Origin of the sequence: Bifidobacterium sp. SO1, assembly GCF_018555335.1 — a bacterium.
Lineage (GTDB): Bacteria > Actinomycetota > Actinomycetes > Actinomycetales > Bifidobacteriaceae > Bifidobacterium > Bifidobacterium simiiventris.
Genome location: NZ_JAFEJR010000014.1, coordinates 38,016 through 62,169 on the forward strand (window position 1 = coordinate 38,016; position 24,154 = coordinate 62,169).

A 24,154-nucleotide genomic window follows, 5' to 3' on the forward strand; every position below is an offset into this window, starting at 1 on the left:
CGGTAACCGACTCTATAGGGAGCGAAACGTGGTAGATATTGTCGACAAGGCCCTGCGTATGGGCGAAGGCCGCCAGATCAAGAAGCTTGAGAACGTGGCCAAGGCCGTGAACGCTTTGGAGGATGAGATCTCCTCCCTCAGCGATGAGGAACTCAAGGGCCAGACCGCCAAGTTCAAGCAGCGCCTTGACAACGGCGAAAAGCTAGACAGCCTGATGCCGGAGGCGTTCGCCACCGTGCGCGAGGCGTCCAAGCGCATCCTCGGACAGCGTCACTTCGACGTGCAGCTGATGGGCGGCGCCGCCCTGCACTGGGGCAACATCGCGGAAATGAAGACCGGTGAAGGCAAGACCTTGGTCGCCACCCTGCCGAGCTACCTCAACGCGCTCGAAGGCAAGGGCGTCCACGTCGTCACTGTCAATGACTACCTCGCCAGCTACCAGAGCGAGTTGATGGGCCGCATCTACCGCTTCCTCGGCATGTCGGTCGGCTGCATCATCACCGACCAGAAGCCGCCGGAGCGCCGCAAGCAGTACAACGCCGACATCACGTACGGCACCAACAACGAGTTCGGCTTCGACTATCTGCGCGACAACATGGCGTGGGAGAAGTCCGACCTCGTGCAGCGCGGCCACCACTTCGCCATCGTCGACGAGGTCGACTCCATCCTCATCGACGAGGCCCGTACCCCGCTGATCATCTCCGGTCCGGCCGAGGGCGACGTGACCCGCTGGTACATGCAGTTCGCCCGTCTTGTGCCGAAGCTGACCCGCGACGAGGACTATGAAGTCGACGAGAAGAAGAAGGTCATCGGCATCCTTGATCCGGGCATCACCAAGGTGGAGGACTTCCTCGGCATCGACAACCTGTATGAGCCGAACAACACCGCACTGATCGGCTACCTCAACAATGCCATCAAGGCCAAGGAGCTGTTCCTCAAGGACCGCGATTACGTGGTCACGCACGGCGAGGTGCTCATCGTCGACGAGCACACGGGCCGTATCCTGCCGGGCCGCCGCTACAATGAGGGCCTGCATCAGGCCATCGAGGCGAAGGAAGGCGTCGAGGTCAAGCCCGAGAACCAGACCTTCGCGACCATCACCCTGCAGAACTATTTCCGCATGTACGACAAGCTCGCCGGCATGACCGGTACCGCCGAGACCGAGGCGGCCGAGTTCATGGGCACCTACAAGTTGGGCGTGCTGCCGATCCCGACCAACAAGCCGATGATCCGCAAGGACCAGGACGATCTCATCTTCCGCACGAAGAAGGAGAAGCTGGCCGCCATCATCAAGGATGTCGCCAAGCGCTACCACAAGGGTCAGCCGGTACTGCTCGGCACCGCGTCCGTCGAGTCCTCCGAGGTCGTCTCCTCGCTGCTCGACGTCGCCAAGATTCCGCACCAGGTGCTCAACGCGAAGCAGCACGAGAAGGAAGCGGCCGTCGTGGCCGTCGCCGGCCGCAAGGGCGCCGTCACCGTGGCCACCAACATGGCCGGCCGTGGTACCGATATCATGCTCGGCGGCAACGTCGAGTTCCTCGCCGACCAGAAGCTCAAGGCCGAAGGCTATTCCCCGGACGACACGCCGGACGAGTACGAGAAGCGCTGGCCGGGCGTGCTCGAGGAGGTCAAGGCACAGGTCAAGGACGAGCATGACGAGGTCGTCGAACTCGGCGGCCTGTACGTGCTCGGCACCGAACGCCACGAGTCCCGCCGTATCGACAACCAGCTGCGCGGCCGTTCCGGCCGTCAGGGCGACCCGGGCGAATCCCGCTTCTACCTGTCGCTGGAAGACGACCTGATGCGCCTGTTCAACACGCAGCTCGTCGCGCGCGTCATGGCCAAGGGCATGCCCGAAGGCGAGCCGATCGAATCGAAGAGCGTCTCCAAGGGCGTGCGCACCGCGCAGAAGGCCGTCGAGTCGCGCAACTTCGAGATCCGCAAGAACGTGCTCAAGTACGACGACGTGATGAACAAGCAGCGCACCGTCATCTACTCCGAACGCCAGGCCGTGTTGAAGGGCGAGGATATCCACGAGGATATCGAGCGTTTCTTCGCGGACACCGTCGAAAGCTACATCAAGGGCGCCAACAACGGTTCCGAGAAGCCGAAGGACTGGGATTGGGACGGTCTGTTCAAGGCGCTCCGGACCGTGTTCCCGATCACGTTCGACGTCGACGCCGCCAAGGATGCGGCCGGCAAGGCGAAGGGCGAGAAGGCCGTCGAAGCCGTCCGCGATGCGATCGCTGAAACCATCAAGGCCGAATACGCCAAGCTGGAAGAGAAGATCGGCGCGGAGGGACTGCGTCAGCTCGAACGTCGTGTCGTGCTTGCCGTGCTTGACCGCAAGTGGCGCGAGCATCTGTACGAGATGGACTACCTCAAGGACGGCATCGGTCTGCGCGGTATGGGTCAGCGTGATCCGCTGGTCGAATACCAGCGCGAAGGCTACCAGATGTACAACTCCATGATCGAGGCGATCAAGGAGGAGAGCGTCCAGCTGCTCTTCCACGTGGATGTCGAGCAGGTCGCCCGTACCGAGGACACGACCACCGAATCCGATGAGGATGCCGCGGTCGCACAGGTCGAGCATGCGCTGGACAAGGACGAACAGTCCGCCGAAACCGCAGACGACGAATCCGAAGTCACTTCCGAACCGTCCGAGGACGAGAACGACGAAGTGGATGAGGAGCAGGCCGCCGCGATCGCCGAGGCCGCGAAGTCGTCCGAAGCGGGAGAGGCGTCCGCTCCGGTCGTCGTCGGCCCGGCTCCGATCAGCCACGCCGAGGGCAAGGTGCCGGCCAACAAGCGTCCGAAGAGCGAAGAGCTCAAGACGCCGTGGGCCGACGGTCGCACGTTCCCGGGCACCCCGAAGAACGCGCAATGCCCGTGCGGTTCGGGTCGCAAGTACAAGATGTGCCACGGACAGAACGAACAGTGACCGGTGACACGGCACACGGTTCCGTGACCTCATGACGAAAAGGCTCCTGCGGGGGCCTTTTCGTTTTGCTATATGGAAGATCGGACTGGGCGAAACGTCATACCGTTACAATGAACGGCGAATACACACATAACGGCGCCGTTAGCGCCAAGGAGGGCATCATGGCCGAGATCACATGGAAGTCGATTCTCACCAAGCTGGTCGGGGGAGACCATTTGAGCGCGGAGGAGTCGGAGTGGTTCGTGGACGACCTGATGCAGGGCAACGCGAATCCGGCGGCGGTCGGCGCGGCGCTGGCCATGCAGCAGCAGCTAGGCCTGACCGCCGACGAGGTGTCCGGTGCGGCCAAGGCAATGGTTGCCCATGCCGTGCCTCTGCATGTCAGCGGCGAGACCACCGACATCGTCGGCACCGGCGGCGACGGATTCGCCACCGTGAACCTGTCCACGATGGGGTCGGTCGCCGCGGCGGCAGCCGGCGTGAAGATCGTCAAGCACGGCAACCGTGCCGCCTCATCCAAGTGTGGTGCAGCCGATGTGCTCGAAGCGCTCGGTCTTCCGCTGACGCTTACCCCGGACGCGGTGGGCGAGGTCGGCGACGAAGTCGGCATCACCTTCGCGTTCGCCCGAACCTTCCACCCGGCCATGCGCTTCGTCGGACCGATCCGTGCGGCGCTCGGCATCCCATGCGTGTTCAACGTGCTCGGCCCGCTGACGAACCCGGCCAAGCCGGCGCATGTCGCCATCGGTTGCGCCAACCGTGCGATGAGCCCGATCATGGCCGCGGTTTATGCCGCCAACGGCCAGTCCGGCATGGTGTACACCTCGCATGAGGGCCTTGATGAGCTGGCTCCGACCGGCCCGGTGTCCGTGTGGGAGATCCGCGACGGCAAGGTGACGGAAACCGAATTCGATCCGACTGTCGAACTTGGACTGGCTCCGGTCAACGTCGCCGATCTCAAGGGAGGCGAGCCGGAGGTCAACGCCGCCGCATTCCGCGACTTCCTCGCAGGCAAGAATATCCCCGCTCGTACCACCGCGTTGCTCAATGCGGCTTCCGCGATCGTGGCAGACGGGCATCTGGTCGGCGACGGCACGCTGGGGGAGCGGTTCAAGCAGGCGTATGCGGCCGCACAGGACGCCGTCGATTCCGGCAAGGCCGAAGCGCTGTTCGCCAAGTGGATCGAAACCGCACAGGCCAAGGCCTGAGATATCGGCATGCTATGAACTCCGGGGCTGGTTCCTGCATCCGTGCGGGGTACCAGCCCCAATGCATTGTTGCCGTATAACGGCTATACGCGCGCGCCGTCGTCGGTATAGCCGTTTCGTGTCTCGGTATGGCCTTTGTGCTGGACGATCAGTCCCGCCGCTCCGACCAACGCGCACACACCGAAGATCGTGCCCAGCATCGCCGCCAGGGCCGGCACGAATACCGAGGCGATGAGACCGATGATACCGGCCACCAGCAGGACCCAGAACACCAGCTTCGAAGCCTTCACTGGGCCGATCTCGGGATTCGGCGGCACGAAATCGTCACCGTAGCGGTCCATCACATTGTCGGTGTCCAGCCAGCTGGAACGTGTGTTGTCTCTCGGGCCGCGCCGGTTCAGCGGTACCGGATCATCGACGAATACGCCGTTGTCCAGATCGCCGACGGACAACAGCGCCTCCTTCTCCTTGCGCTGGGCGTGCTTCTCGAAACGCTTGGCGCTGCGTGAATGTTCCACGTCCTTCAGGTCGTCGGCGTGAGCCTCGGCGAACGCGGCCCATGCGCTGTCGATATCCCCGCCATCAGGGTTGCTGTTCGGTGACTGGTCCGGGAGTTCACCGCCATTGCTATTGTTAAGGTCAGTCATATCCACCACTGTAATCAGCGGCAAAGCCAAGTGGCTGAAAGGAGCGTCGCCATGCTCTACTGGTTCTTCGTCAAAGTGTTCGGGCCCATCGCCCGCCGTCATCTCGGGCCGTCCGTGTCCGGGCTGAACAACATCCCTCGCGAGGGAGGCGCCATCATCGCCGCGAACCATCTTGCCGTGATCGACGACGCACTCATCCCGATCACCTGCCCGCGCATGGTGCATTTCATGGGCAAGGCCGAATACTTCGAAGGCAAGGGCATCAAAGGCAAGTTCAAGAAGTGGTGGTTCACATCCGTGGGCGTGTTCCCGGTGGACCGTTCCGGCGGCTCCAAATCGCTGGGCGCGTTGGAGCATGCGCGTGAGATCATCGAGGATGGCCACCTGTTCGGTATCCATATCGAGGGCACCCGCAGCCCGGACGGCAACCTGTACAAGGGCCACACCGGTGCGGCGCGTCTCGCATTCGAAACCGGCTGTCCGATCGTGCCGACCGCGATCATCGGCACGCGCGAACTGCAGAAGCCGGGCACGGTGATCCCGGCCAAGGGCAAGACACAGGTGATTTACGGCAAGCCGATCAACGTCAAGAAGAAGACGGATGTGACGCATGACGAACTGCGCGAGCTCACCGACAGGATCACTCACGAGATTCAGGCGATGAGCGGCCAGGAGTATGTGGACGAGTATGCGCAGACGGTGAAGGCACGGCTGAAGGAGCAGGCTGAAACGGCTCAATCCGCACAATAGTTCGCGTAAGGTTCGTATATGGTTGGAGGCCGGTTTCCTAATGGGAAACCGGCCTCCAACATTATGGGCGAATGACTACAGCAGCGAGGAGTACATCGTCAGCGTGACAGTGATGGGATCTCCGTTCTCGTCGCGGATGCGGGTTACCGTGCCCCCGGTCGGATCCTGCGACGCCACCAGCTTGTCCTTGTTGGAGTCGAGCGTGATGGTCGATTTGACTGTCACCTTGAACCCGAGCTTCTCGAGCGCGGCCTTCGCCGCACTTGCCTTCTGACCGACGTAGTTCTCCAAGGTGATGGTCTCAGGGCCCTTCGAGACGACTACGTCGACGCTGTCCCCCCAATGCAGCTGGGAGCCTTCATCGACGGAGGCGGATATAACCGAACCGGCCGGCACCTTGTCGTCGTATTCCTCGGTGACGTTCATGGTGAGCTTCAGCTCGTCGAGCGCGGTTTTGGCCTCGTCCTGCGTCTTGCCGACGATGTCGGGCATCGTCACCGGCATCGGTCCCTTCGACAGGACGACGGTGATCGGCGTGTTGTGCTTGAGCACGGCGCCGGCTTTGATGGGATCGCCGGTGGATGCGTCGACGATGCTGATCGCGGCGCCTTCGGGAAGCGTCTGCGAATACTCGTCCTGCGAACCGTCGTGGGTAACGGCATCGAATCCGGCCGATTCCAGCGCGGCGACCACATCGGTGCCGTGAGATGACGACGTGTCGAAGATATCCGAAGGAATGGTCGCCGTCTTCACGCCCTTCGAGACGACGATGCTCATCGAGGCGTCGCCCCGCTTGCTGATACGGTCGCCGACATTGCCCGGAGAAGCTGAAATGATGTCGCCGGCGGGCACATCGTCATCGTTGCGTTCGGACACGGTAAATGGGATGTTCGACACGTTCAGCGTGCTCCGGTAGGCGCTCCATCGCGCGCCTGACACGGAACATGCCTGGCCTTGCGAGCAGTTCACGTCATCGGGCTTGGGCACGGTCCAATAGCTGCCGGGGCCGAGGAAATACCACCATGCGGCGCCGCCTCCCGCGATCGCGGCCACCAGCAGCACCGCGGCCGCGATCACGGGAACCGAGGAGCGGGGCCGTTTGGCCATATGCCGGGTCGGCTGTTTTTCGGCCTCCGACCGGTCGTCATCCATGTCGGCCACTGACGCGATCGCCGTGTCCGGCAATGCCTCGGTCCGGGCTTCGGTCGTCGCTGGCAACATGCTTGTCGCGGCGATGATGGATGGGGGAGCGGGGATGGGCATGGTGCCGTCCGAGGTGCCGGACAACGCGTCGAGCGCCGATGCCGCCGCGGTCGCATCGGAGCCGATGGTCTGTTCCGTGCCACCTTGCGGCCGGCGGTACGTCCAGTCGGCAATATCCAGCTGCGCCGTGAGCTGTTGCAGCTCTTGCTCGGCCTCGGCCGCATCGGCGGGACGTGCCTCGACGGCCCGTGCCGTCAGATGCGTGAGAAACGCCGAGACCAGCGGGCTGATGCCCGGACACACGGTCGAAATGGGTGGCACGTCCTCATGGACATGTTTGAATACGAGCGTCACCGGATTATCGGATGTGAACGGCACCTCGCCGGCCAGCATCTCCCAGGCCATGATGCCCACGGAATACAGATCCCCTTGCGGGGTCGCCTGATTGTTCTCGATCATTTCCGGGGCAAGGTACGCGGCGGTGCCCAACAACATGCCCGTCGAGGAGAGCGTGGCCTGCGAAGCCGCCTTCGCCAGTCCGAAATCGGTAATCTGTACGTGGCCGCGGTCGTTGAGCAGAATGTTCTCCGGCTTGATGTCGCGATGCACCACGCCCGCGCGATGGGCTGAAGCGAGACCATCCAATGTCTCATTCACGACGCGCAGCGTCTCACGTACCGTGAACGTGCCCTGCTCGTTCATTTCGCGGCGCAGGTTCACGCCGTGTACGAACTCCATCACCAGGAAATCCAGCCCGTTCACCTCGCCGGTATCGTATACCTGCACGATGTGAGGGTTCGCAATCGCCGCCGCCGACTTCGCCTCACGGCGGAAACGCTCCACGAACTGGGCCCGGTGCGGTCCCTGCGCCAGCTGCATATGCATGACCTTGATGGCGACCGTGCGATCCAGACGCGTATCCAGTGCCTCGTACACCGTGGCCATACCACCCTCGGCTATCTTGCGGGAGACATGGTATCGTCCCTCGATCATCTGGCCGATCAACGGATCTTCAGGGGTGTGCACGGCTTCGCTCATCTTGTATGTCTGGTCCCTCATATCGTCATGGAAATCTCATGCCAGTCTACCCTGTGGCATGCCGGGAACGTGGTACGGCCGCTTCTAGTCAAGAGGCACGAACCGCGCGCACGCCTCGGCCAACGTCGTCGTCGCATCATCCGGCAGTTCGAGCTGTTCGATCGCCGTCCGCGACTGCCGCCACAGCTCGCCGATCCGTTCCCTGGAACGGTCCACCGCGCCGGTCGAACCGAACAGTTCGATAACATGCCGAACCTGATCGTCGTCGCGGTGCGAGGCTTCGAACAGATGCACCAGTTCCTCGCGGTCGGACGTGGATGCCGCTTCGAGCGCATCCGCCAGCAGCACGGTGCGCTTGCCTTCCCGGATGTCGCCGCCGACCGGCTTACCGGTGTTCTTGCTCGAGCCAATCACATCCAGCAGATCGTCCGCAAGCTGGAACGCCAGTCCCAGCGGCTTGCCGACGGCCAACGCCTTGCCGCGCGCGTCGGCGGGGGAGACGCCGGCGGCGATCAGAGCCAACTCCATCGGCGCGATCGTCGTGTAGCTCGCGGTCTTCCAACGGAACACGTTCAGCGACGCCTCGGCCAGTGCTCGCGGATCGTCCAACGGCGTCATCTCCACGGCCAGATCAAGCACCTGACCGATCTCCACCTCGCGATGCATGTTCAGGAACGCGGCCACGACCGCATCCGACGATGGCAAATGGCGGGCCGCGGCGTTGGCGATGTCCACGCTGGCGGTGGCCAGCAGATCGCCCAGCATGATGCCCAAGCCGTTGCCGATCGGGTCGGAGTGCGTCGCCGCCGCCAGCGCGCGGTGTGCGGACGGCTTGCCCCGTCGCAGATCGGAATCGTCGATGATGTCGTCATGCACCAGCGCCGCGGTCTGAAACACTTCGATCGCGCAGGCCAGATCCAGTACGTGATCCCGCACGTCCGCCGCATCGCCGTTACCGCCGAATCCGGCCGGTTCGGCGTTAGGCGCGGTCGCGTCGAACGCGTCCAGCAACAGCAGCGCGCGCAGCCGTTTACCGCCCTCACTGGAGGTCAGCGCCTGCCGGGTAACCTCGTTCAGCACGGTGCGGCACGACGCGACGATCGTGCCCTGCCCGTCCTGCGGGCCGACGGTGGCGCGTACCAGATGGGCGATTCGCGCTTCAATGGAGGTCTTCTCCGAGTCAACAGTCATGCCTCTAAGGTTATCCACATAGGTTGTCGAACACAAGAGTGGCGGCATTCCAACGATTTCGACCTTTCGACCACATAGGTCGAAAAACGTCACCCGGTGAACGCGGATAGTGCATAGTTGATAGTCAGCGCGCACGGATGCGCGTGACCGGCTTACCGGACCGCCCGCATAGTCAAGGAGGACAATCATGACCACGACGCCAACGAACGGCCGAGCAGCGAGACATAGCGTGCACCGGCGCAACCGACAGACAGGCCCGCCGCCACGATCGGCGTCCCGGTTTCCGCAACGCTTCGTCGAAGGATCGCCATCATCAGAACCATGCCGGGATCCGATTGAGGAACCCTTCTCCGGCAACGAACTGGAACGGCTGACATGCCGGTTCCGCGACATGCGCCGTTCGGTCGGTCCCACGGACGGGAACCGCGAATGGGTCCGTGGCCCGTTCACGCAATGGATGCGGGCACTGGAATCCGTTCGATCATCCGATGCGCCCGTAACCATGCTCAGTAGGGAAGGCATGGCCGCATTCGCCGTGGGCATGAGCGAATCGCTGCCGATCCGGGACGCCGCGATCGTGTCACTGGTCATCGGGCGCCCCTGTGACGAGCGCATGATGATCGAGATTGCCTCGCAACCGCATTCCGATCGCGTGCGGTGCGGCATGTCGGACATGATGACGAACGCCTTCCATGACGCGCGAGCTCGGCCGGATACGGAACGGTGCCGACGCGGGACGGCGATGCTGAAACGGATGGGCGACGCGGTGCCGGAACGATGGAGGGTGCAGCCGCTGGCGGCGCTCGCCTACGTACTGTGGTGGATGGGCGACGACCTGGCCGTGATACGCGCGCTCGAATGTCTCGCACTGGACGAGGACTGCACGCTCGCCGGCATTGTGGTGTCGCTGATCGAACGCGGCATCCGCCCGGCATGGTGCGGTTCGTGACGGATCGATCCGGTGTGTTTTTCGTTTCGCGCTCGGCAAGGCGGGAATAATCGTCCTTGCAAGGTGGTTAACTCCAATAGTTGACGATTTGCCCTTGCCAGAAGTGCGCCTTATGTGGTATAAGCGTGCGGCGGCAGGATCAGTAGGAGGATAAGCTTGGCCAAGAAGGATGCGACGGCAACCCAGGACGGCGCCGAGGAAACCGAAAAGGCGACGCCCACACGCAAGACCGCAGCCAAGGCGAAGAAGAAGTCTTCGACGAAAGCCTCTGCCGGAACGAAGCACAAGACGGCTCGCAAGGAGGCCCCCGTCAAGGAGACCGACATCACCGACGAAGACGAACTCGAGGACGACGAGGATCAGGACGTCGACGCCGATCTGGACGATCTGGACGAGGATCTGGACGATGTCACCGACGATGACGACGATCTGGATGAGGACGACGAGGACGAGTCCGAGGACGACGAGGAGATCGACGACGAGGACGACGAGGAGTCCAAACCCAAGGAGATCGAGACTCCGAAGGAGAAGGGCGCGTTCGTCGTTCGTGACGACGATGACGACGACAACCTAACCCCGTCGGGCAATCCGAAGCGTCGCGTCATCGCTGCCGGCGCCACCGCAGATCCAGTCAAGGATTACCTGAAGCAGATCGGACGTGTGAGCCTGCTGAACGCCGAACAGGAGGTCGACCTGTCGGAACGTATCGAGGCCGGTCTGTACGCGCAGCATCTGCTCGACACCGAGTCCGACAAGATGGACTTTAAACGTAAGCGCGAGCTCAAGTGGGCCGCGAACGACGGCAAGAAGGCCAAGGATCACCTGCTCGAAGCCAACCTGCGACTCGTCGTCTCGCTCGCCAAGCGTTACACCGGCCGAGGCATGCTGTTCCTCGATCTCATTCAGGAAGGCAACTTGGGTCTGATCCGCGCCGTCGAGAAGTTCGACTGGAAGAAGGGCTTCAAGTTCTCCACGTACGCCACGTGGTGGATCCGTCAGGCCATCACCCGTGCCATGGCCGATCAGGCGCGCACCATCCGTGTGCCCGTGCACATGGTCGAAGTGATCAACAAGCTGAGCCGCGTGCAGCGCCAGATGCTGCAGGATCTCGGTCGCGAGCCCACGCCCGACGAGCTGGCGCGCGAACTCGACATGCCGGTCGAGAAGGTGCAGGAAGTGCAGAAGTACGGCCGTGAGCCGATCTCGCTGCACACCCCGCTCGGCGAGGACGGCGACTCCGAGTTCGGCGACCTCATCGAGGACACCGACGCCATCGCGCCGTCCGACGCGGTCGCGTTCTCGCTGCTGCAGGAACAGTTCAAGCAGGTGCTCGAGACGCTTTCCCCGCGTGAGGCCGGCGTCATCAAGATGCGCTACGGCCTTGAAGATGGCCAGCCGAAGACTCTCGACGACATCGGCCGCGTGTACGGCGTGACCCGTGAGCGCATCCGTCAGATCGAGTCCAAGACCATGTCGAAACTGCGTCACCCCTCGCGTTCGCAGACCCTGCGCGACTTCCTGGATCAATGATCCACTTTCGTGCTCCCCGGCAAACGGGGAGCACGTTTTTTCCCACGTGTTGACTGAGTAAGGAGAACTATGCCCGAATCCTACGGTGCCGACAGTCTTACCGTGCTCGAGGGCCTTGACGCGGTGCGCAAGCGCCCAGGCATGTATATCGGCACGACCGACAGCCAGGGCCTCATGCACTGCCTGTGGGAGATCATCGACAATTCCGTGGATGAGGCCCTTGCCGGCGCGTGCGACCATATCACCGTCACCCTGCACACCGACGGTTCCGTCGAAGTGGCTGACAACGGCCGTGGCATCCCCGTCGACGTCGAACCGAAGACCAAGCTTACCGGCGTCGAGGTCGTGCTCACCAAATTGCATGCCGGCGCGAAGTTCGGCAACGCCTCCTACAACGCGGCCGGTGGTCTGCACGGCGTCGGTTCGTCCGTCGTCAACGCCTTGAGCTCCCGGCTCGATGTCGAAGTCGACCGTGACGGCAAAACGCACCACATGGCGTTCCACCAAGGTCATCCCGGCGTGTATTCGGATGCCGACCTCGCGCATCCCTCGCCGGACTCGCCGTTCAAGCGCACCCGCAAGAACAAGCCGACCGAACTCGAGATCATCGGCAAGGTCAGCCCCAAGACCACCGGCACACGCATCCGGTACTGGGCCGACCCCGAGATCTTCAACGACACCGCGCAGTTCAGCTACGAGCAGCTCATCGACCGCGTCCGTCAGACCAGCTTTCTCGTACCTGGCCTGAAGATCACCGTCATCGACGAGCATATTCCGGCGACCGGCGACGAAACCGTCGACGAACTGCGCGAGATCGACGACGCGCAGGATACCGCCGCGACGGAAGCGACGGCCGAATCGGCGCAGGATGATGGCGTCGAGACCGCGACCGCAGCCGGCGAATCCGCCGCGGTCGCCGTCGCCAAGGCCGACGCGGCCAGTCATACGCACCGGCGTGTCGAGGAATTCTGCCACACCGGCGGCGTCAAGGACTTTGTGGACTTTCTGTCGAACGGCGAGCCGGTGTCCGACATCTGGCGCATCAGTGGCCAGGACACGTACGTCGAGGAGACGCAGGCCGTCGGCGAGAACGGCGAATTGCACGCGCAGAAGGTCAAGCGCGACTGCGGCGTCGACATCGCGCTGCGCTGGGTCAACGGCTACGACACGGTGATCCGCAGCTTCGTCAACGTGGTCGAGACTCCCGGCGGCGGCATGCACGTCGACGGTTTCCTGCTGAGCCTGACCAAGCAGATCCGCAAAACCGTCGAGGACAACGCCCGCAAGCTCAAGGTCAACCTCAAGGATCCTGCGCAGAAGGTCGAACGCGACGACATCATGGCCGGTCTCGTGGCCGTCGTCACCGTGCGCATCGCCGAACCGCAGTTCCAAGGCCAGACCAAGGACGTGCTCGGCACCGCGCAGGTCAAGCCGATCGTCACGAGGATGACCGACCGGCAGTTCGGCGAGATGATCACCGGATCGAAACGCGGCTACAAGGAGCAGTCCGGCCGCGTGCTCGACAAGATCGTCGGCGAGATGCACGCGCGCATCCAGGCCCGTAAGACCAAAGAGGTCACGCGCCGCAAGAACGCGCTCGAATCCGCATCCATGCCGCCGAAACTGTCCGACTGCCAGCCGGGCAACGACGACGTGGCCGAACTGTTCATCGTCGAGGGCGACTCCGCACTCGGCACCGCCAAGGCCGCGCGCAACTCCGCGTTCCAGGCGCTCCTGCCGATTCGAGGCAAGATCCTCAATGTGCAGAAGGCGTCGCTCGCGCAGATGCTGTCCAACAAGGAATGTGCGGCGATCATCCAGGTCGTCGGCGCGGGTTCCGGCCAAAGCTTCGACATCGAACAGGCACGATACAACAAGATCATCATGATGACCGATGCCGACGTCGACGGCGCGCACATCCGCATCCTGCTGCTCACCCTGTTCTACCGGTACATGCGCCCGCTCATCGAAGCCGGGCACGTGTATGCGGCCGTCCCGCCCCTACATCGCATCGCGTTGGCCGGCTCGCACAAGGGCGAGTACATCTACACGTATTCCGACGACGAACTCGCCGGCAAGCTCGCCGACCTCGACAGGCGCAAGATCTCGTACAACCCTGACATCCAGCGGTACAAGGGTCTGGGCGAGATGGACGCCGACCAGTTGGCGGACACGACGATGGACCCGCGCACGCGCATGCTGCGCCGCATCCGCATGGAGGACGCCGCACAGGCTGCCGGCATCTTCAGCCTGCTCATGGGCGATGACGTGCCGCCGCGCAAGGCGTTCATCGTCGACAACGCCGACGACTTCGACCGTTCCAAGATCGACACTTGATCCTGAACGACATTCGGCCTCCCCGCCTGTACGACGGGGAGGCCGAATCGTCCGTTTTAATTACTGATGTTCGCGGCAGGTCTGCCCGAGCCGGCGGGACAATGCGATCGGATCGAGCAACGCATCCAACTGTTCCGCAGGCAGGTCGGTGCGTTCTCCGGCGACCTCGCGCACGCTCCGACCGCTGACCGCCGCCTCCTTGGCGATGTCGGCCGCATGCTCGTAGCCGATCGCATCGTTGAGCGTGGCCGCGATCGACGGCGAATACTCGGCGTAGCGGCGGCCCACGGATGCGTTGATCGTGATGCCGTCCACGCAGCGTTCGCGGAACATCGCCATCGCCCGGGTCATGAGGTCGATGCCGCCGAGCAGCGCGTGGATCATCACCGGGTCGAACGCGTTCAACTGCAGCTGGCCTTCCGACGCGGCCCACGTCACGGTCGTGTCCATGCCGAATACCATGAAGCAGCACTGGTCCACGCATTCGGGGATCACCGGGTTCACCTTGCCGGGCATGATGCTACTGCCGGCCTGACGTGCCGGTACATTGAGATCGTTGAACCCGTCGTGCGGTCCCGAGTTGAGCAGCCGCAGATCGTCGGCCGCCTTCTTCAAATGGATTGCCAGATTCTTCACGGTCTGCGACACGGCGATGTACGCGCTCATGTCAGTCATCGCCGCGATCGGGTCGGGGGCGGCCGTGATCGGCAGCCCGGTGATGCGGGCCAGATGCTCGGTGGCGGCCTTGCGGAAGCGCAGGTCGGCGCAGATGCCGGTGCCGATGGCCGTCGCGCCGAGGTTGAGCGACATGAGCTGCGGTACGACGCGTTCGAGCTCGCGCGTGTCGGCCTTCATGAAGCTCGCGAACGCGTGGAACTCCTGGCCATAGGTCATCGGCACGGCGTCCTGCAGCTGCGTGCGCCCGATCGTCACATCGTTGGCGTGCCGGTCGGCGAGGTCGTGGAATGCGCGGGCGAGCTTCTTCGTCTCCTCGGCCAACGGGCCGAGCGCGTCGATCAACGCGATCTTGCACGCGGCCGGATACGTGTCGTTCGTGGACTGGCAGTGGTTCACGTCATCGTTGGGATGGATGTATTTATAGTCGCCGCGGGCGTGTCCGGCGATCTCGAGCGCACGGTTGGCGATCACCTCGTTCATGTTCATGTTCGTCGAGGTGCCGGCCCCGCCCTGCAATACGTCGACAGGGAACTGGTCGGCGAGCTTGCCGCCTTCGATCTCGAGACATGCGGCGATGATCGCCCGCGCCTTGGCGTGGTCGATCAGGCCAAGTCCCTCGTTGGCTTCGGCGCAGGCGCGCTTGACGGTGGCGTACGCCTTCACCAGCTGCGGGTGTGCGGAGTCGGGGATGCCGGAGACGGTGAAGTTGCCGATCGCGCGCTGCGTGTGGATGCCCCAGTAGACGTCCGCCGGCACCTCCATCGTGCCGATGCAGTCGTGTTCGGTCCTGGTCTGCCGCATCGTATCGCTTGTGGTCATCGTATGCTCCTTTTATTCGGCTTGTGGCCTTATGCTCCGTCACCATCATGACGGGTTTGCGCACAACATGCCATCGTTCGCCGTGCGCGAAGGATCGTTGACGTGGCTGCTGGTCGAAAAATCCCTCCGCAATTACCGGCGTGTCGCTGCTTACCGACTGGTAATTATCGAGTTGTTCCGATATGGTATGTACGAACGTACATATTGGGTTCGTCGAATGGCGGTGAGGCCTTCGACCGGATATCGTGAAAGGAACCGTTGTGGTCAATCTGCTGCTCGCCGTGATCTACATCGCCTTCATCAGTCTTGGTCTGCCCGATGCGCTGCTCGGCTCCGCATGGCCGACCATGAGCCAGGATCTGGGCGCACCGGTCTCGTGGGCGGGCGGCATTTCGATGACGATCTCCGCCGGCACCATCGTCTCAGCGCTACTGAGCGACCGTATGACGCTGCGGTTCGGCGCGGGCCGCGTCACCGCCGTATCGGTCGGCATGACCGCCGCCGCACTGCTCGGATTCTCCATCGCGCCGAACTACTGGGCGCTGATACTGATGGCCATCCCGTACGGCCTCGGCGCGGGCGGCGTGGACGCGGCGCTCAACAACTACGTCGCCATCCACTACGAAAGCAAGCACATGAGCTGGCTGCACTGCATGTGGGGCGTCGGCACGCTCGTCGGGCCGTACGTCATGGGCTATGCGCTGTCCAACGGCCAGGGCTGGCCGTGGGGCTACCGGTACATCGGCATGCTGCAGATCGTGCTCACCGTCATGCTGGTGTTCAGCCTGCCGCTGTGGAAGTCGCGCAGGGAGACGGCTGAGGCCGATGCCGAGCCGGCCAAACCGCGCGAGCCGCTGGGCGTCAAGGGCGTGCTCGCCATCCGCGGCGCCAAGGAGATCCTCGTGATGTTCCTGTGCTACTGCGCCATCGAGCAGACCGCCATGCTGTGGGGCAGCAGCTACATGGTGCTCGCCGACGGCGTCGACAAGGTGACCGCCGCCAGTCGCATCGTCGTCCTCTACTTCGGCATCACCATCGGCCGCGCCCTGAGCGGATTCCTCACTATGCGCCTGTCCGACCCCGCCATGATCCGCCTCGGCCAGACGCTCATCCTCGCCGGCATCATCGTCATGCTGCTGCCGTTGCCGAACCATTTCGGCGTCTACGCCGGACTTGCCGTGCTCGGCCTCGGCTGTGCCCCCGTCTACCCGTGCATCATCCATTCGACGCCCGACTATTTCGGCGAGGAGAACTCGCAGGCCATCGTCGGCGTGCAGATGGCCTGCGCCTACATCGGCTCCATGCTCATGCCGCCGCTGTTCGGGCTCATCGCCCAATACGTGACCATCCGTCTGCTGCCGGCCTACCTGTTCGTCTTCCTCGCGCTCATGGTCTTCATGCACGAATCCCTGCGCAGGAAGCGCGGCTAATGCGTTCGCCGGCTGCACCCTCGCGATGGGGCGTCGACGGCAGTGCGAAGGCAGGGTGGCAGGGTGAAACGACTCGTCAGCAATCGGCTACATGAACGGCGAGAACCCGTGTGTCATGTTGTACCGCTCGATCAGTGCCGTCGGATCGCAATATCCCAATGCGACATACCAGACCACGAACAGCGCGAAACACGTCGCGATCAACGGCAGCCGCGCGGTTCGCATCCGCACCAGACACAGCGCCAGCATCACGGCCAGCAGTCCGATGAACGTCAACGATACGAACCGCAGCCACGTCAGCCCATACGCGTCCACGTACAGGCCCAGTCGCGTCGCCGCCGACGCCAGCATCACGCCGGTCGCCGCGATCAGGCCGACCAACATCGCCTCGATCGCGCGCGTGCGCCTCGCATACGTCAGCACAAGGCCGAACACCGCCAGATTCACCGCAGCGACGAACAGCAGCTGGAAGAATCCGCTGCGCGCGTACTCGGCGTATGTCAGACCGCCCGGCAATCCCTCACCCGCGAACAGGAACGTAAACTGCACCGCGCAGAACATCGCGTACACGACCAGCACCAGACCCAGCACGATGGCCGTCACCAGCGTGTCCAACGACAGCGACACGGACCTGCCGTACCATGCCGCCATCTCGCCATCGGAACGCTCCTGATTGTCCAGCAGCGAAAACAGGAACGGCATCGGCAGCAGCACCGCGAGTGCATGCATGAGCAACGACGTGAGATCAAGGTCGCCGAACAGACGCGAGATGCCGTACGACACCACCATGTCGGCGCTTGACAACAGCGCGACCAGTACGGCCAATACGGGAACCGCGATCAGCAACGCGATGCCGATGCGGCGCATAATGGGGCGTTGTCTGCTGTTGGCTGCGACGTGGACCGCCGACGATACGGCCCGGCCGAACCGCCCAAGCCCGGCGAACGGCTGGATGAGCCAGCCCGTCAGCCAGCGCAGCATGATACCGAACGGGTGGCGGACGTCGTAACGTCCGTTGACCAGCTGCGCATGCAGCATCAGCAGCGACGGAATGGCGCATAGGGCGGTAATGAACCCATACTCGGGATTATCCGAAAAGATGCCGCGTTCCGACATGACCAGCCAAGCGGCAAGCGCGGCGATGGCGGCGGCGGTGAACCACGTCAGCGGACGTCGGCGTGCGGCTCGCCAGTGCAGCGCGGTGACGATGACGACGCAGGACAGCCAGAACGCGGCGAACAGCAGACTCGTCATACGGGGGCGTCCGTAGGTCGACTGCAGCCCGGCCAGTACTATGCGGTCGAACAGCATTGGAATGGCGAACGATACGGCGAACAGCAGGATGGTGCGCGGCTCGAGCGATTGTCCGGTCGTTGCTGTGGGCCGAGCGTCGGAAGATACTGAGGCCGTGTCGGATGGCTGCGGTCCGGAGGTTTTTCCCGTTGACGTGATGTCGGACTCCGGCCGGGTGTCGACCATGTCGCCGGGTTGGGTCTCGGCTGATTCATGACGTGAAGTGCTCATGTCGCCAGCGTAAGGTCGCGTTGTGGGTCGGCAGCTGTCTGGCGTCTGGTTCTTCACCAAACTTGCATATCGAAAAACGATAGATTACTATCGAGTTACGATTAGTGATAATCGATTGTCGATAGTGATTGCCGAGTGGAAAGGCGGTGCTGATATGGGAGACGTCAGTCGGCTGCGAGGTCGCATGGCATCCGCCGTGCCTCCGGTGGATGACGATGTGCGGACGTGGAGGGAATTCCATCCGCGGGCGATCGCCGCGCTCAAGGTGCTGATCGTATTGTTCGAGCTGATCTGCCTATGGGGGCAGGTCGTCATGTATGTTGCGGCCGGCGATTTCGTGACGACATACCCGGAATTTGCGGCCGCGAGATGGCCGTACACCGTTGCCGGGCTGCTCGGCGTCGCATGCTTCGAGGTTGCGCTGGTGCCACTGTGGAACCTGCTGACGCTGGTGAAGCGGCGAGACGTATTCTCCGGCAAGGCGATCCTGTGGGACAACGTCATCATCGGATGCGCCGGCGCGGAAGGCGTGCTGGTGCTGTTCGTGCTGCTGTACAACTCGTTCGCCCATAACGCCTACTACGATGCGTATCAAGGTGCGATGACGGACGTGGCGATGGGTGCGTTTGCATTGAGCCTCGCCTGCGTCGTCGCGCTGCTGCTTATCGTCGCCTTCATCCTGCTCATGCTCGTCATGCGTTCGCTGCTTGCGGCGGCCATCGCCCAGCGCGACGAGCTTGAGGCGGTGATCTGATGACGATTCGCGTGAACCTCGACGTGATGCTCGCCAGACGCAAGATGAGCGTGGGCGAGTTCGCCGAACGCATCGACATCACGCCGGCCAATGTGGCCGTGCTCAAGAACGGCCGCGCCAAGGCCATTCGTTTCTCTACGCTCGACCGCATCTGCGAGGTGCTCGACTGCCAGCCCGGCGATGTGCTCGAATGGGTCGACGATGATGACGCGGACGGGGCGTCGTAGGCAAGGGCGTCACGTGTCGCATCGTCCGCAGCCTCGGGCATAATCGAACGCATGTACGAATGCTTGAATCTGTTCTCGGAGCCCACCAAGGCATGGTTCAAACATGCGTTCGGCAGGCCGACCGATGCCCAGCAAGCGGCATGGCCGGCCATCCAATCAGGCAGGAACGTGCTGGTCATCGCGCCCACCGGTTCGGGAAAGACCTTGTCCGCGTTTCTTTCGGCCATCGACCGGCTGATGGGGGAACGGGCCGCACGTCCTGCGCCCGAGATGGTTCTTGCCGCCAAGCTGTCTCCATCCGGTCCATCGGCGGCCGGCCGCAGGCGGCGGGACGGTCGCCGAGGCGTCACGGTACTGTACGTCTCACCATTGAAGGCGCTCGCCGTCGATGTGGCCAAAAACCTGCAAACGCCGCTTGAGAGCATTGCCGCCCAATGCGAGGCGATGGGGTTGCATGCGCCGAACATCGCCGTAGCGACCCGCAGCGGCGACACCACACCGCAGGAGCGGCGGGCCATCGTCTCCCATCCGCCAGACATCCTCGTCACCACGCCGGAATCCTTGTACCTGCTGCTCACCTCCAAGGCGAGGCGCATCCTGAACACGGTCGATACGGTGATCGTGGACGAAGTGCACGCGCTCGCCGGCACCAAACGAGGCGCGCACCTCGCGCTCAGTCTCGAACGGCTCGATCTGCTCACCGGCTCACCGGCGCAGCGCATCGGGCTATCCGCGACCGTTAACCCGCCCGAAGCCGCGGCACGGTTCCTTGGCGGCGCGCAGCCGGTCGACATCGTCAATCCCGCGTCCAGTCCGGCGATGGATCTGCGCGTGATCGAACCATTGGCTAACATGCGTGACCTGCAATCCGCCAACGCGTCGTCGCGCGCCGGAGGCTCGGATATCCAGCGTGCCGGTACTCAGCCCATCTCCGGCGTCACGCCGGCCATGAGACGGCTTGCCGAACGACGCGGACTGACGGCCGATGCGGGACCTGCGCATGACGGGCATGCACCGTCGTCCGCTGCGCGGGAAGACTCCGGCGACACCGTCGATCTTGTCGGCGCGAACGGCGACCGGACCTCCGGTTCCATATGGCCGGTCGTGGAACGCAGCGTGCTCGACGAGATCCTCACTCACCACACCACGCTGGTGTTCGTCAATTCGAGAGGATTGGCGGAAAAACTCACCGCGCGGCTCAACGACCTCTACGCCGAGCGGCGTGGCACCGCTCATCCCATTACTTCTCCGGAAGGGCGTGAAGGATTCGCCGGTCATTACGACGCGGTGGTCGGGTCGACCACCATGCTCGTGCAATCGCATGAACCGGGCGACGTGATCGCGATGGCCCATCATGGTTCCGTCTCCAAGGATCGGCGCAAGCAGATCGAGGAGCAGCTCAAACGAGGCCAACTGCGCTGTGTGGTGGCCACCAGCAGCCTTGAACTCGGCATCGATATGGGATCGGTAGATCTGGTCATCCAAATCGCGCCGCCGTTATCGGTCGCATCCGGTCTGCAGCGTGTGGGCCGTGCCGATCACCGTGTCGGAGGCGTCTCCCATGCGCTGTTCTATCCGTTGACCCGCGAACAGATCATCGGCGTCGCTGCCAGTCTCGAAAGCATGAAGGCCGGAGCGCTCGAGCCGCTGACCATACCGCGCAACCCGCTCGACATCCTCGCCCAGCAGACCGTCGCCGCCGTGGCGATGGATGACCTTAAACCGGACGATTGGTATGCGACGGTACGCAAGGCCGCACCGTTCGCCGACCTTGGACGTGACATGTTCGATGCGGTCATGGGCATGATGACCGGCGCCTATAACAGCGAGGACTTCTCCGCGTTCCGCCCACCGCTCATGTGGAACCGCGAGGATGACATCATCTCCGCTCGGCCCGGCGCGCAGCGACTCGCTGTCACCAGCGGCGGCACCATTCCCGACCGCGGGCTCTACACGGTCGTTCTTCCCGAAGCGGACGCCGGCACAGGACCGCGACGCGTCGGCGAACTCGACGAGGAGATGGTCTACGAATCACGTGTCGGCGACGTGATCACCCTCGGCACCTCCACATGGCAGATCCAGGAAATCACCCGCGACCGGGTCGTCGTCACCCCCGCGCCGGGGCGCACCGCACGGTTGCCGTTCTGGCACGGGGAAGGCAACGGCCGCGACTACGGGTTCGGCAAAGCCAAAGGCCGGTTCATCCGCGACATCGCTCGAGGGCTGTCCGACACGACGCGATCCTCGATACGCGCCGGCGATATGAACGGGAGCGTATCGGCGGAAAGCAAGCCACGCTTCGACAAAGGCACAGAGCGTCGGCTGCGTGAAGACGGCCTTGACGGCAACGCCATCGACAATCTCGCGGCACTGCTCGCCGAGCAGCAGGCCGCAACCGGCGTCCTGCCCGGCGACCGGGATATCGTCATCGAACGATGCCCCGACGAGGAAGGCGATTGGCGCATCATCGTGCACTCGCCATTCGGCCGGCGCGTGCACGAACCATGGGCGATGGCCATCACCAACCGGTTGAAGCAGCAGTACGGATTCGACGGGCAGGTGTATGCGGCCGACGACGGCATCATCATCCGTCTGCCCGACGGGGAAGGAGCCATACCCGTTCAGGAGCTCGTCAGGTTCGACCCCGACGAGCTGCAACGCATCATCGAAACGCAGGTGGGGGAGAGCGTGCTGTTCGCCGCGCGGTTCCGCGAATGCGCGGCGCGATCCCTGTTCCTGCCACGCACCGAACCCGGCAAGCGCGTACCCCTCTGGCAGCAGCGGCTTCGCGCCGCTCAGCTGCTCAACGCCGCCAGAATGCGACGGAACTTCCCGCTCCTCTTGGAAACCGCGCGCGAATGTCTGCAGGACGTCTACGATCTACCGGCCCTGCGCGAGATCATGACCTCACTCAATGACGGCACCATCACCCTGCACGTCACGGATACGCAGGTACCGTCGCCGCTGGCGGAAAACCTGCTGTTCGGATTCGTCGGCGCGGTCATGTACCAGTACGACGTGCCTCAGGCCGAACGCAGCACGCAGATGCTGTCGATGGACCCGGACGTGCTGGAACGACTGCTCGGCACCACCGACATGTCCACAGTGCTCGACCCGGAGGTGATCGCAGAAGTCGAACAACAGCTTGCCGAGCGCACGTTCTGGAACGAACTGGACGAGCATGACATCGACGGCCGGGCCGCCCGCTACGCCAAAACCCACGGGCCGTTCACCGCCGACCGGATGATCGCCGATCTGCATGTTGCGGCCGACGACGCCGTGCACGCGCTGGACCGGCTCAAACAGCGGGGCGAACTGCTGACCGGCACGTTCGTGAGCGGCCTTGGGAGAACGCAATGGCTGCACCGGGGCGTCTTCCGTCGTATTCGCGCCAAGTCGCTGGTCAAAGCACGCAAGGCGATCCGACCGGTAGAACCGGCCGTGTTCCAGGCATTCCTGCTTGACCGGCAAGGCGTCGGCCCGGTCGGGGGAGCACACTGGCGTGGTCAGGACGGGCTGATGCGCGTCATCGAACAGCTCGAGGGCGTGGCCTTGCCGCTGACGGTGTGGGAATCCTCGGTGCTCCCCGCGCGGGTGGGCGACTACGCGCCGGCCATGCTGGACGAGCTAATCTCCGACGGGGAAATCATATGGGAGGGAAACAAAAGCTCGGACACCAAAGCCGGCGAACCGGGACGGATCATCTTCCATCCTGCGGATTCGATTCTGTACGGCCGGGAATCGCAGGAAGGGGTCGGCCCATGCGTCGATCGGAATGGAACGCGGCAGGACAGCGAATCACTGACCATCCCCGAGGCGATTCTTGCGGCATTGTCGTCCGGAGGCGCCTACCGGGCCGACCAGTTGGCTCAGATCGCGCGGGAACGGTGGAACGATGCTGGCACGGATATCGTTGACCCGCACACCGGTGAAATCGTTCCTCAAGCATGGTCGCAACACCAGTTCGAGGAGGCCCTCTGGTCGCTCGTCTGGCAAGGCAAGGTCACCAACAGCTCCCTGAACCCGATACGGGCGTTGGTGGCGGGAAACAAGCCGGTACGCACCCCGGCGCGAGCGGTCCGACGACACATCCGCGTGCAGGCACGTATTCCCATGACGCTTGGCGGGCTATGGTCGCTCGTCGCGCAACCCGCTCCCGAAGAGGATGCCGTGTCGCCGTCGTCATTGATGGCAGGGGACACCGCGCCGATGGGCAGCGAGGCGATCACGCCAGAACGCCGTGCCATCGCCCAGGTGGAGATACTGCTCGACCGATACGGCGTCATCGCACAGCCATTGATCGAACAGGACGGCATCGAAGGAGGATTCTCCGCACTGTACCCGGTGCTCAAACGCATGGAGGAACACGGTCTGCTGACGCGTGGCATGTTCATTACCGGTTTCGGCGCCGCCCAGTTTGCCGCCTCCGACACAGTGAACATGCTCCGTGAAGACAACGGCCAATGGCACAGCCAGTCCGATGTCGCGCTAGACGTTACCGATCCTGCCAACCTCACCGGATCGGCCATTCCGTGGCCCGCCAATACCGGCAGACCGACCCGCAGGGCCGGCACCATGATCACGCTCTGCCACGGCAAACCGGTACTGTACGCAACGCCGCGATCCCACCATCTGCTCGCCTTTGACCGAAACGAAGACACGTTGCGGCCCGCCTGCGCCGAACTCGCCTACACCCTGCAACGGCAAATGGGCGTGCCCGGTGCCATATCGGGTGGCGTCACCTTCGCCGACCTCAACGGCGAGCCGTTGACCCAGCGCGGCGATACCGCCCGTATTCTGCACGCCGCTGGATTCGTGCCATGCCCTCAGGGCATGAAGCTCTACCGGTAAACCACCAGCATGGCGGAAACGATCATAGGGGAATGCCGTCCATGACACGAGACCAGCCAAAAGCCGCCGCATATGAA

15 protein-coding genes are annotated in these 24,154 nt (G+C 63.5%); 10 read left to right on the forward strand and 5 right to left on the reverse strand.

All coding sequences use genetic code 11. The annotated features are described in order from the left end of the window. Positions 1 to 28 precede the first annotated feature (28 nt). Together secA and trpD are read left to right on the forward strand one after the other, a co-directional pair. Positions 29 to 2,941 (forward strand): preprotein translocase subunit SecA, encoded by a 2,913-nt coding sequence (secA, locus tag JS541_RS10830; RefSeq protein ID WP_214374517.1) that lies wholly within the window; start codon positions 29 to 31, stop codon positions 2,939 to 2,941. 161 nt (positions 2,942 to 3,102) lie between these two features. Continuing rightward, positions 3,103 to 4,149 (forward strand): anthranilate phosphoribosyltransferase, encoded by a 1,047-nt coding sequence (gene trpD / locus JS541_RS10835; RefSeq protein WP_214374518.1) that lies wholly within the window; start codon positions 3,103 to 3,105, stop codon positions 4,147 to 4,149. An 83-nt stretch (positions 4,150 to 4,232) separates the two neighbouring features. Here the strand turns inward: trpD and JS541_RS10840 are convergent, their stop codons facing one another. Next, positions 4,233 to 4,796: a hypothetical protein gene (locus tag JS541_RS10840; protein ID WP_214374519.1), complete on the reverse strand. Its 564-nt coding sequence runs from the start codon at positions 4,794 to 4,796 to the stop codon at positions 4,233 to 4,235. Positions 4,797 to 4,847: 51 nt separating this feature from the next. Here JS541_RS10840 and JS541_RS10845 point away from each other — a divergent pair, with 51 nt between their 5' ends. Then, positions 4,848 to 5,546 carry a lysophospholipid acyltransferase family protein gene (locus tag JS541_RS10845; RefSeq protein WP_214374520.1) on the forward strand — a complete coding sequence of 233 codons (699 nt, stop codon included), beginning with the start codon at positions 4,848 to 4,850 and terminating at the stop codon, positions 5,544 to 5,546. A 75-nt stretch (positions 5,547 to 5,621) separates the two neighbouring features. Here JS541_RS10845 and JS541_RS10850 read toward each other — a convergent pair whose 3' ends face one another. Beyond that, the gene (locus JS541_RS10850; protein ID WP_214374555.1) at positions 5,622 to 7,787 is read right to left on the reverse strand and encodes a Stk1 family PASTA domain-containing Ser/Thr kinase; all 2,166 of its coding nucleotides are present in this window, start codon (positions 7,785 to 7,787) and stop codon (positions 5,622 to 5,624) included. Between the two features lie 84 nt (positions 7,788 to 7,871). Then, positions 7,872 to 8,978, reverse strand: a complete 1,107-nt coding sequence (locus JS541_RS10855; RefSeq protein WP_214374521.1) for a polyprenyl synthetase family protein — start codon at positions 8,976 to 8,978, stop codon at positions 7,872 to 7,874. Positions 8,979 to 9,498: 520 nt separating this feature from the next. Here JS541_RS10855 and JS541_RS14680 point away from each other — a divergent pair. The 3 genes from JS541_RS14680 to JS541_RS10870 all read left to right on the forward strand — a co-directional run bounded on the left by JS541_RS14680 (position 9,499) and on the right by JS541_RS10870 (position 13,794). Further along, positions 9,499 to 9,927, forward strand: a complete 429-nt coding sequence (locus JS541_RS14680; RefSeq protein ID WP_221343557.1) for a hypothetical protein — start codon at positions 9,499 to 9,501, stop codon at positions 9,925 to 9,927. A gap of 156 nt (positions 9,928 to 10,083) precedes the next feature. Continuing rightward, complete coding sequence (locus tag JS541_RS10865) at positions 10,084 to 11,457, forward strand: RNA polymerase sigma factor (protein ID WP_214374523.1); 1,374 nt, start codon at positions 10,084 to 10,086, stop codon at positions 11,455 to 11,457. Positions 11,458 to 11,526: 69 nt separating this feature from the next. Beyond that, positions 11,527 to 13,794, forward strand: a complete 2,268-nt coding sequence (locus JS541_RS10870) for a DNA topoisomerase IV subunit B (RefSeq protein WP_214374524.1) — start codon at positions 11,527 to 11,529, stop codon at positions 13,792 to 13,794. 60 nt (positions 13,795 to 13,854) lie between these two features. Here JS541_RS10870 and JS541_RS10875 read toward each other — a convergent pair whose 3' ends face one another. Next, the gene (locus JS541_RS10875; RefSeq protein ID WP_214374525.1) at positions 13,855 to 15,291 is read right to left on the reverse strand and encodes an aspartate ammonia-lyase; all 1,437 of its coding nucleotides are present in this window, start codon (positions 15,289 to 15,291) and stop codon (positions 13,855 to 13,857) included. 260 nt (positions 15,292 to 15,551) lie between these two features. Between JS541_RS10875 and JS541_RS10880 the strand changes: the two genes are divergently transcribed. Further along, positions 15,552 to 16,721 carry an MFS transporter gene (locus JS541_RS10880; protein WP_214374526.1) on the forward strand — a complete coding sequence of 390 codons (1,170 nt, stop codon included), beginning with the start codon at positions 15,552 to 15,554 and terminating at the stop codon, positions 16,719 to 16,721. Between the two features lie 87 nt (positions 16,722 to 16,808). Here JS541_RS10880 and JS541_RS10885 read toward each other — a convergent pair whose 3' ends face one another. Continuing rightward, a complete protein-coding gene (locus JS541_RS10885; protein WP_214374527.1) occupies positions 16,809 to 18,245 on the reverse strand; it encodes a DUF4173 domain-containing protein in 1,437 nt (478 codons plus the stop codon). A 154-nt stretch (positions 18,246 to 18,399) separates the two neighbouring features. Here JS541_RS10885 and JS541_RS10890 point away from each other — a divergent pair, with 154 nt between their 5' ends. Genes JS541_RS10890 through JS541_RS10900 form a run of 3 tightly spaced genes read left to right on the forward strand, consistent with a single transcriptional unit; the run spans position 18,400 to position 24,077 of the window. After that, positions 18,400 to 18,999, forward strand: coding sequence for a DUF2975 domain-containing protein (locus JS541_RS10890; protein WP_236036865.1), 600 nt, complete (start codon positions 18,400 to 18,402; stop codon positions 18,997 to 18,999). Continuing rightward, entirely contained in the window at positions 18,999 to 19,226 is a 228-nt protein-coding gene (locus JS541_RS10895) for a helix-turn-helix transcriptional regulator (protein ID WP_214374528.1), read from the forward strand. Before JS541_RS10890 ends, JS541_RS10895 begins: the two co-directional genes overlap by 1 nt. 51 nt (positions 19,227 to 19,277) lie before the next feature. Beyond that, complete coding sequence (locus JS541_RS10900) at positions 19,278 to 24,077, forward strand: DEAD/DEAH box helicase (protein ID WP_214374529.1); 4,800 nt, start codon at positions 19,278 to 19,280, stop codon at positions 24,075 to 24,077. Positions 24,078 to 24,154: the final 77 nt, after the last annotated feature.

What these genes read in the sequence shown, in the direction of transcription:
- trpD (WP_214374518.1), top strand. Translation starts at nt 3,103, where the DNA reads ATGGCCGAGATCACATGGAAGTCGATTCTCACCAAGCTGGTCGGGGGA.
- JS541_RS10840 (WP_214374519.1), bottom strand. Translation starts at nt 4,796, where the DNA reads ATGACTGACCTTAACAATAGCAATGGCGGTGAACTCCCGGACCAGTCA.
- JS541_RS10845 (WP_214374520.1), top strand. Translation starts at nt 4,848, where the DNA reads ATGCTCTACTGGTTCTTCGTCAAAGTGTTCGGGCCCATCGCCCGCCGT.
- JS541_RS10850 (WP_214374555.1), bottom strand. Translation starts at nt 7,787, where the DNA reads ATGAGCGAAGCCGTGCACACCCCTGAAGATCCGTTGATCGGCCAGATG.
- JS541_RS10855 (WP_214374521.1), bottom strand. Translation starts at nt 8,978, where the DNA reads ATGACTGTTGACTCGGAGAAGACCTCCATTGAAGCGCGAATCGCCCAT.
- JS541_RS14680 (WP_221343557.1), top strand. Translation starts at nt 9,499, where the DNA reads ATGGCCGCATTCGCCGTGGGCATGAGCGAATCGCTGCCGATCCGGGAC.
- JS541_RS10870 (WP_214374524.1), top strand. Translation starts at nt 11,527, where the DNA reads ATGCCCGAATCCTACGGTGCCGACAGTCTTACCGTGCTCGAGGGCCTT.
- JS541_RS10875 (WP_214374525.1), bottom strand. Translation starts at nt 15,291, where the DNA reads ATGACCACAAGCGATACGATGCGGCAGACCAGGACCGAACACGACTGC.
- JS541_RS10885 (WP_214374527.1), bottom strand. Translation starts at nt 18,245, where the DNA reads ATGAGCACTTCACGTCATGAATCAGCCGAGACCCAACCCGGCGACATG.
- JS541_RS10890 (WP_236036865.1), top strand. Translation starts at nt 18,400, where the DNA reads ATGGGAGACGTCAGTCGGCTGCGAGGTCGCATGGCATCCGCCGTGCCT.
- JS541_RS10895 (WP_214374528.1), top strand. Translation starts at nt 18,999, where the DNA reads ATGACGATTCGCGTGAACCTCGACGTGATGCTCGCCAGACGCAAGATG.
- JS541_RS10900 (WP_214374529.1), top strand. Translation starts at nt 19,278, where the DNA reads ATGTACGAATGCTTGAATCTGTTCTCGGAGCCCACCAAGGCATGGTTC.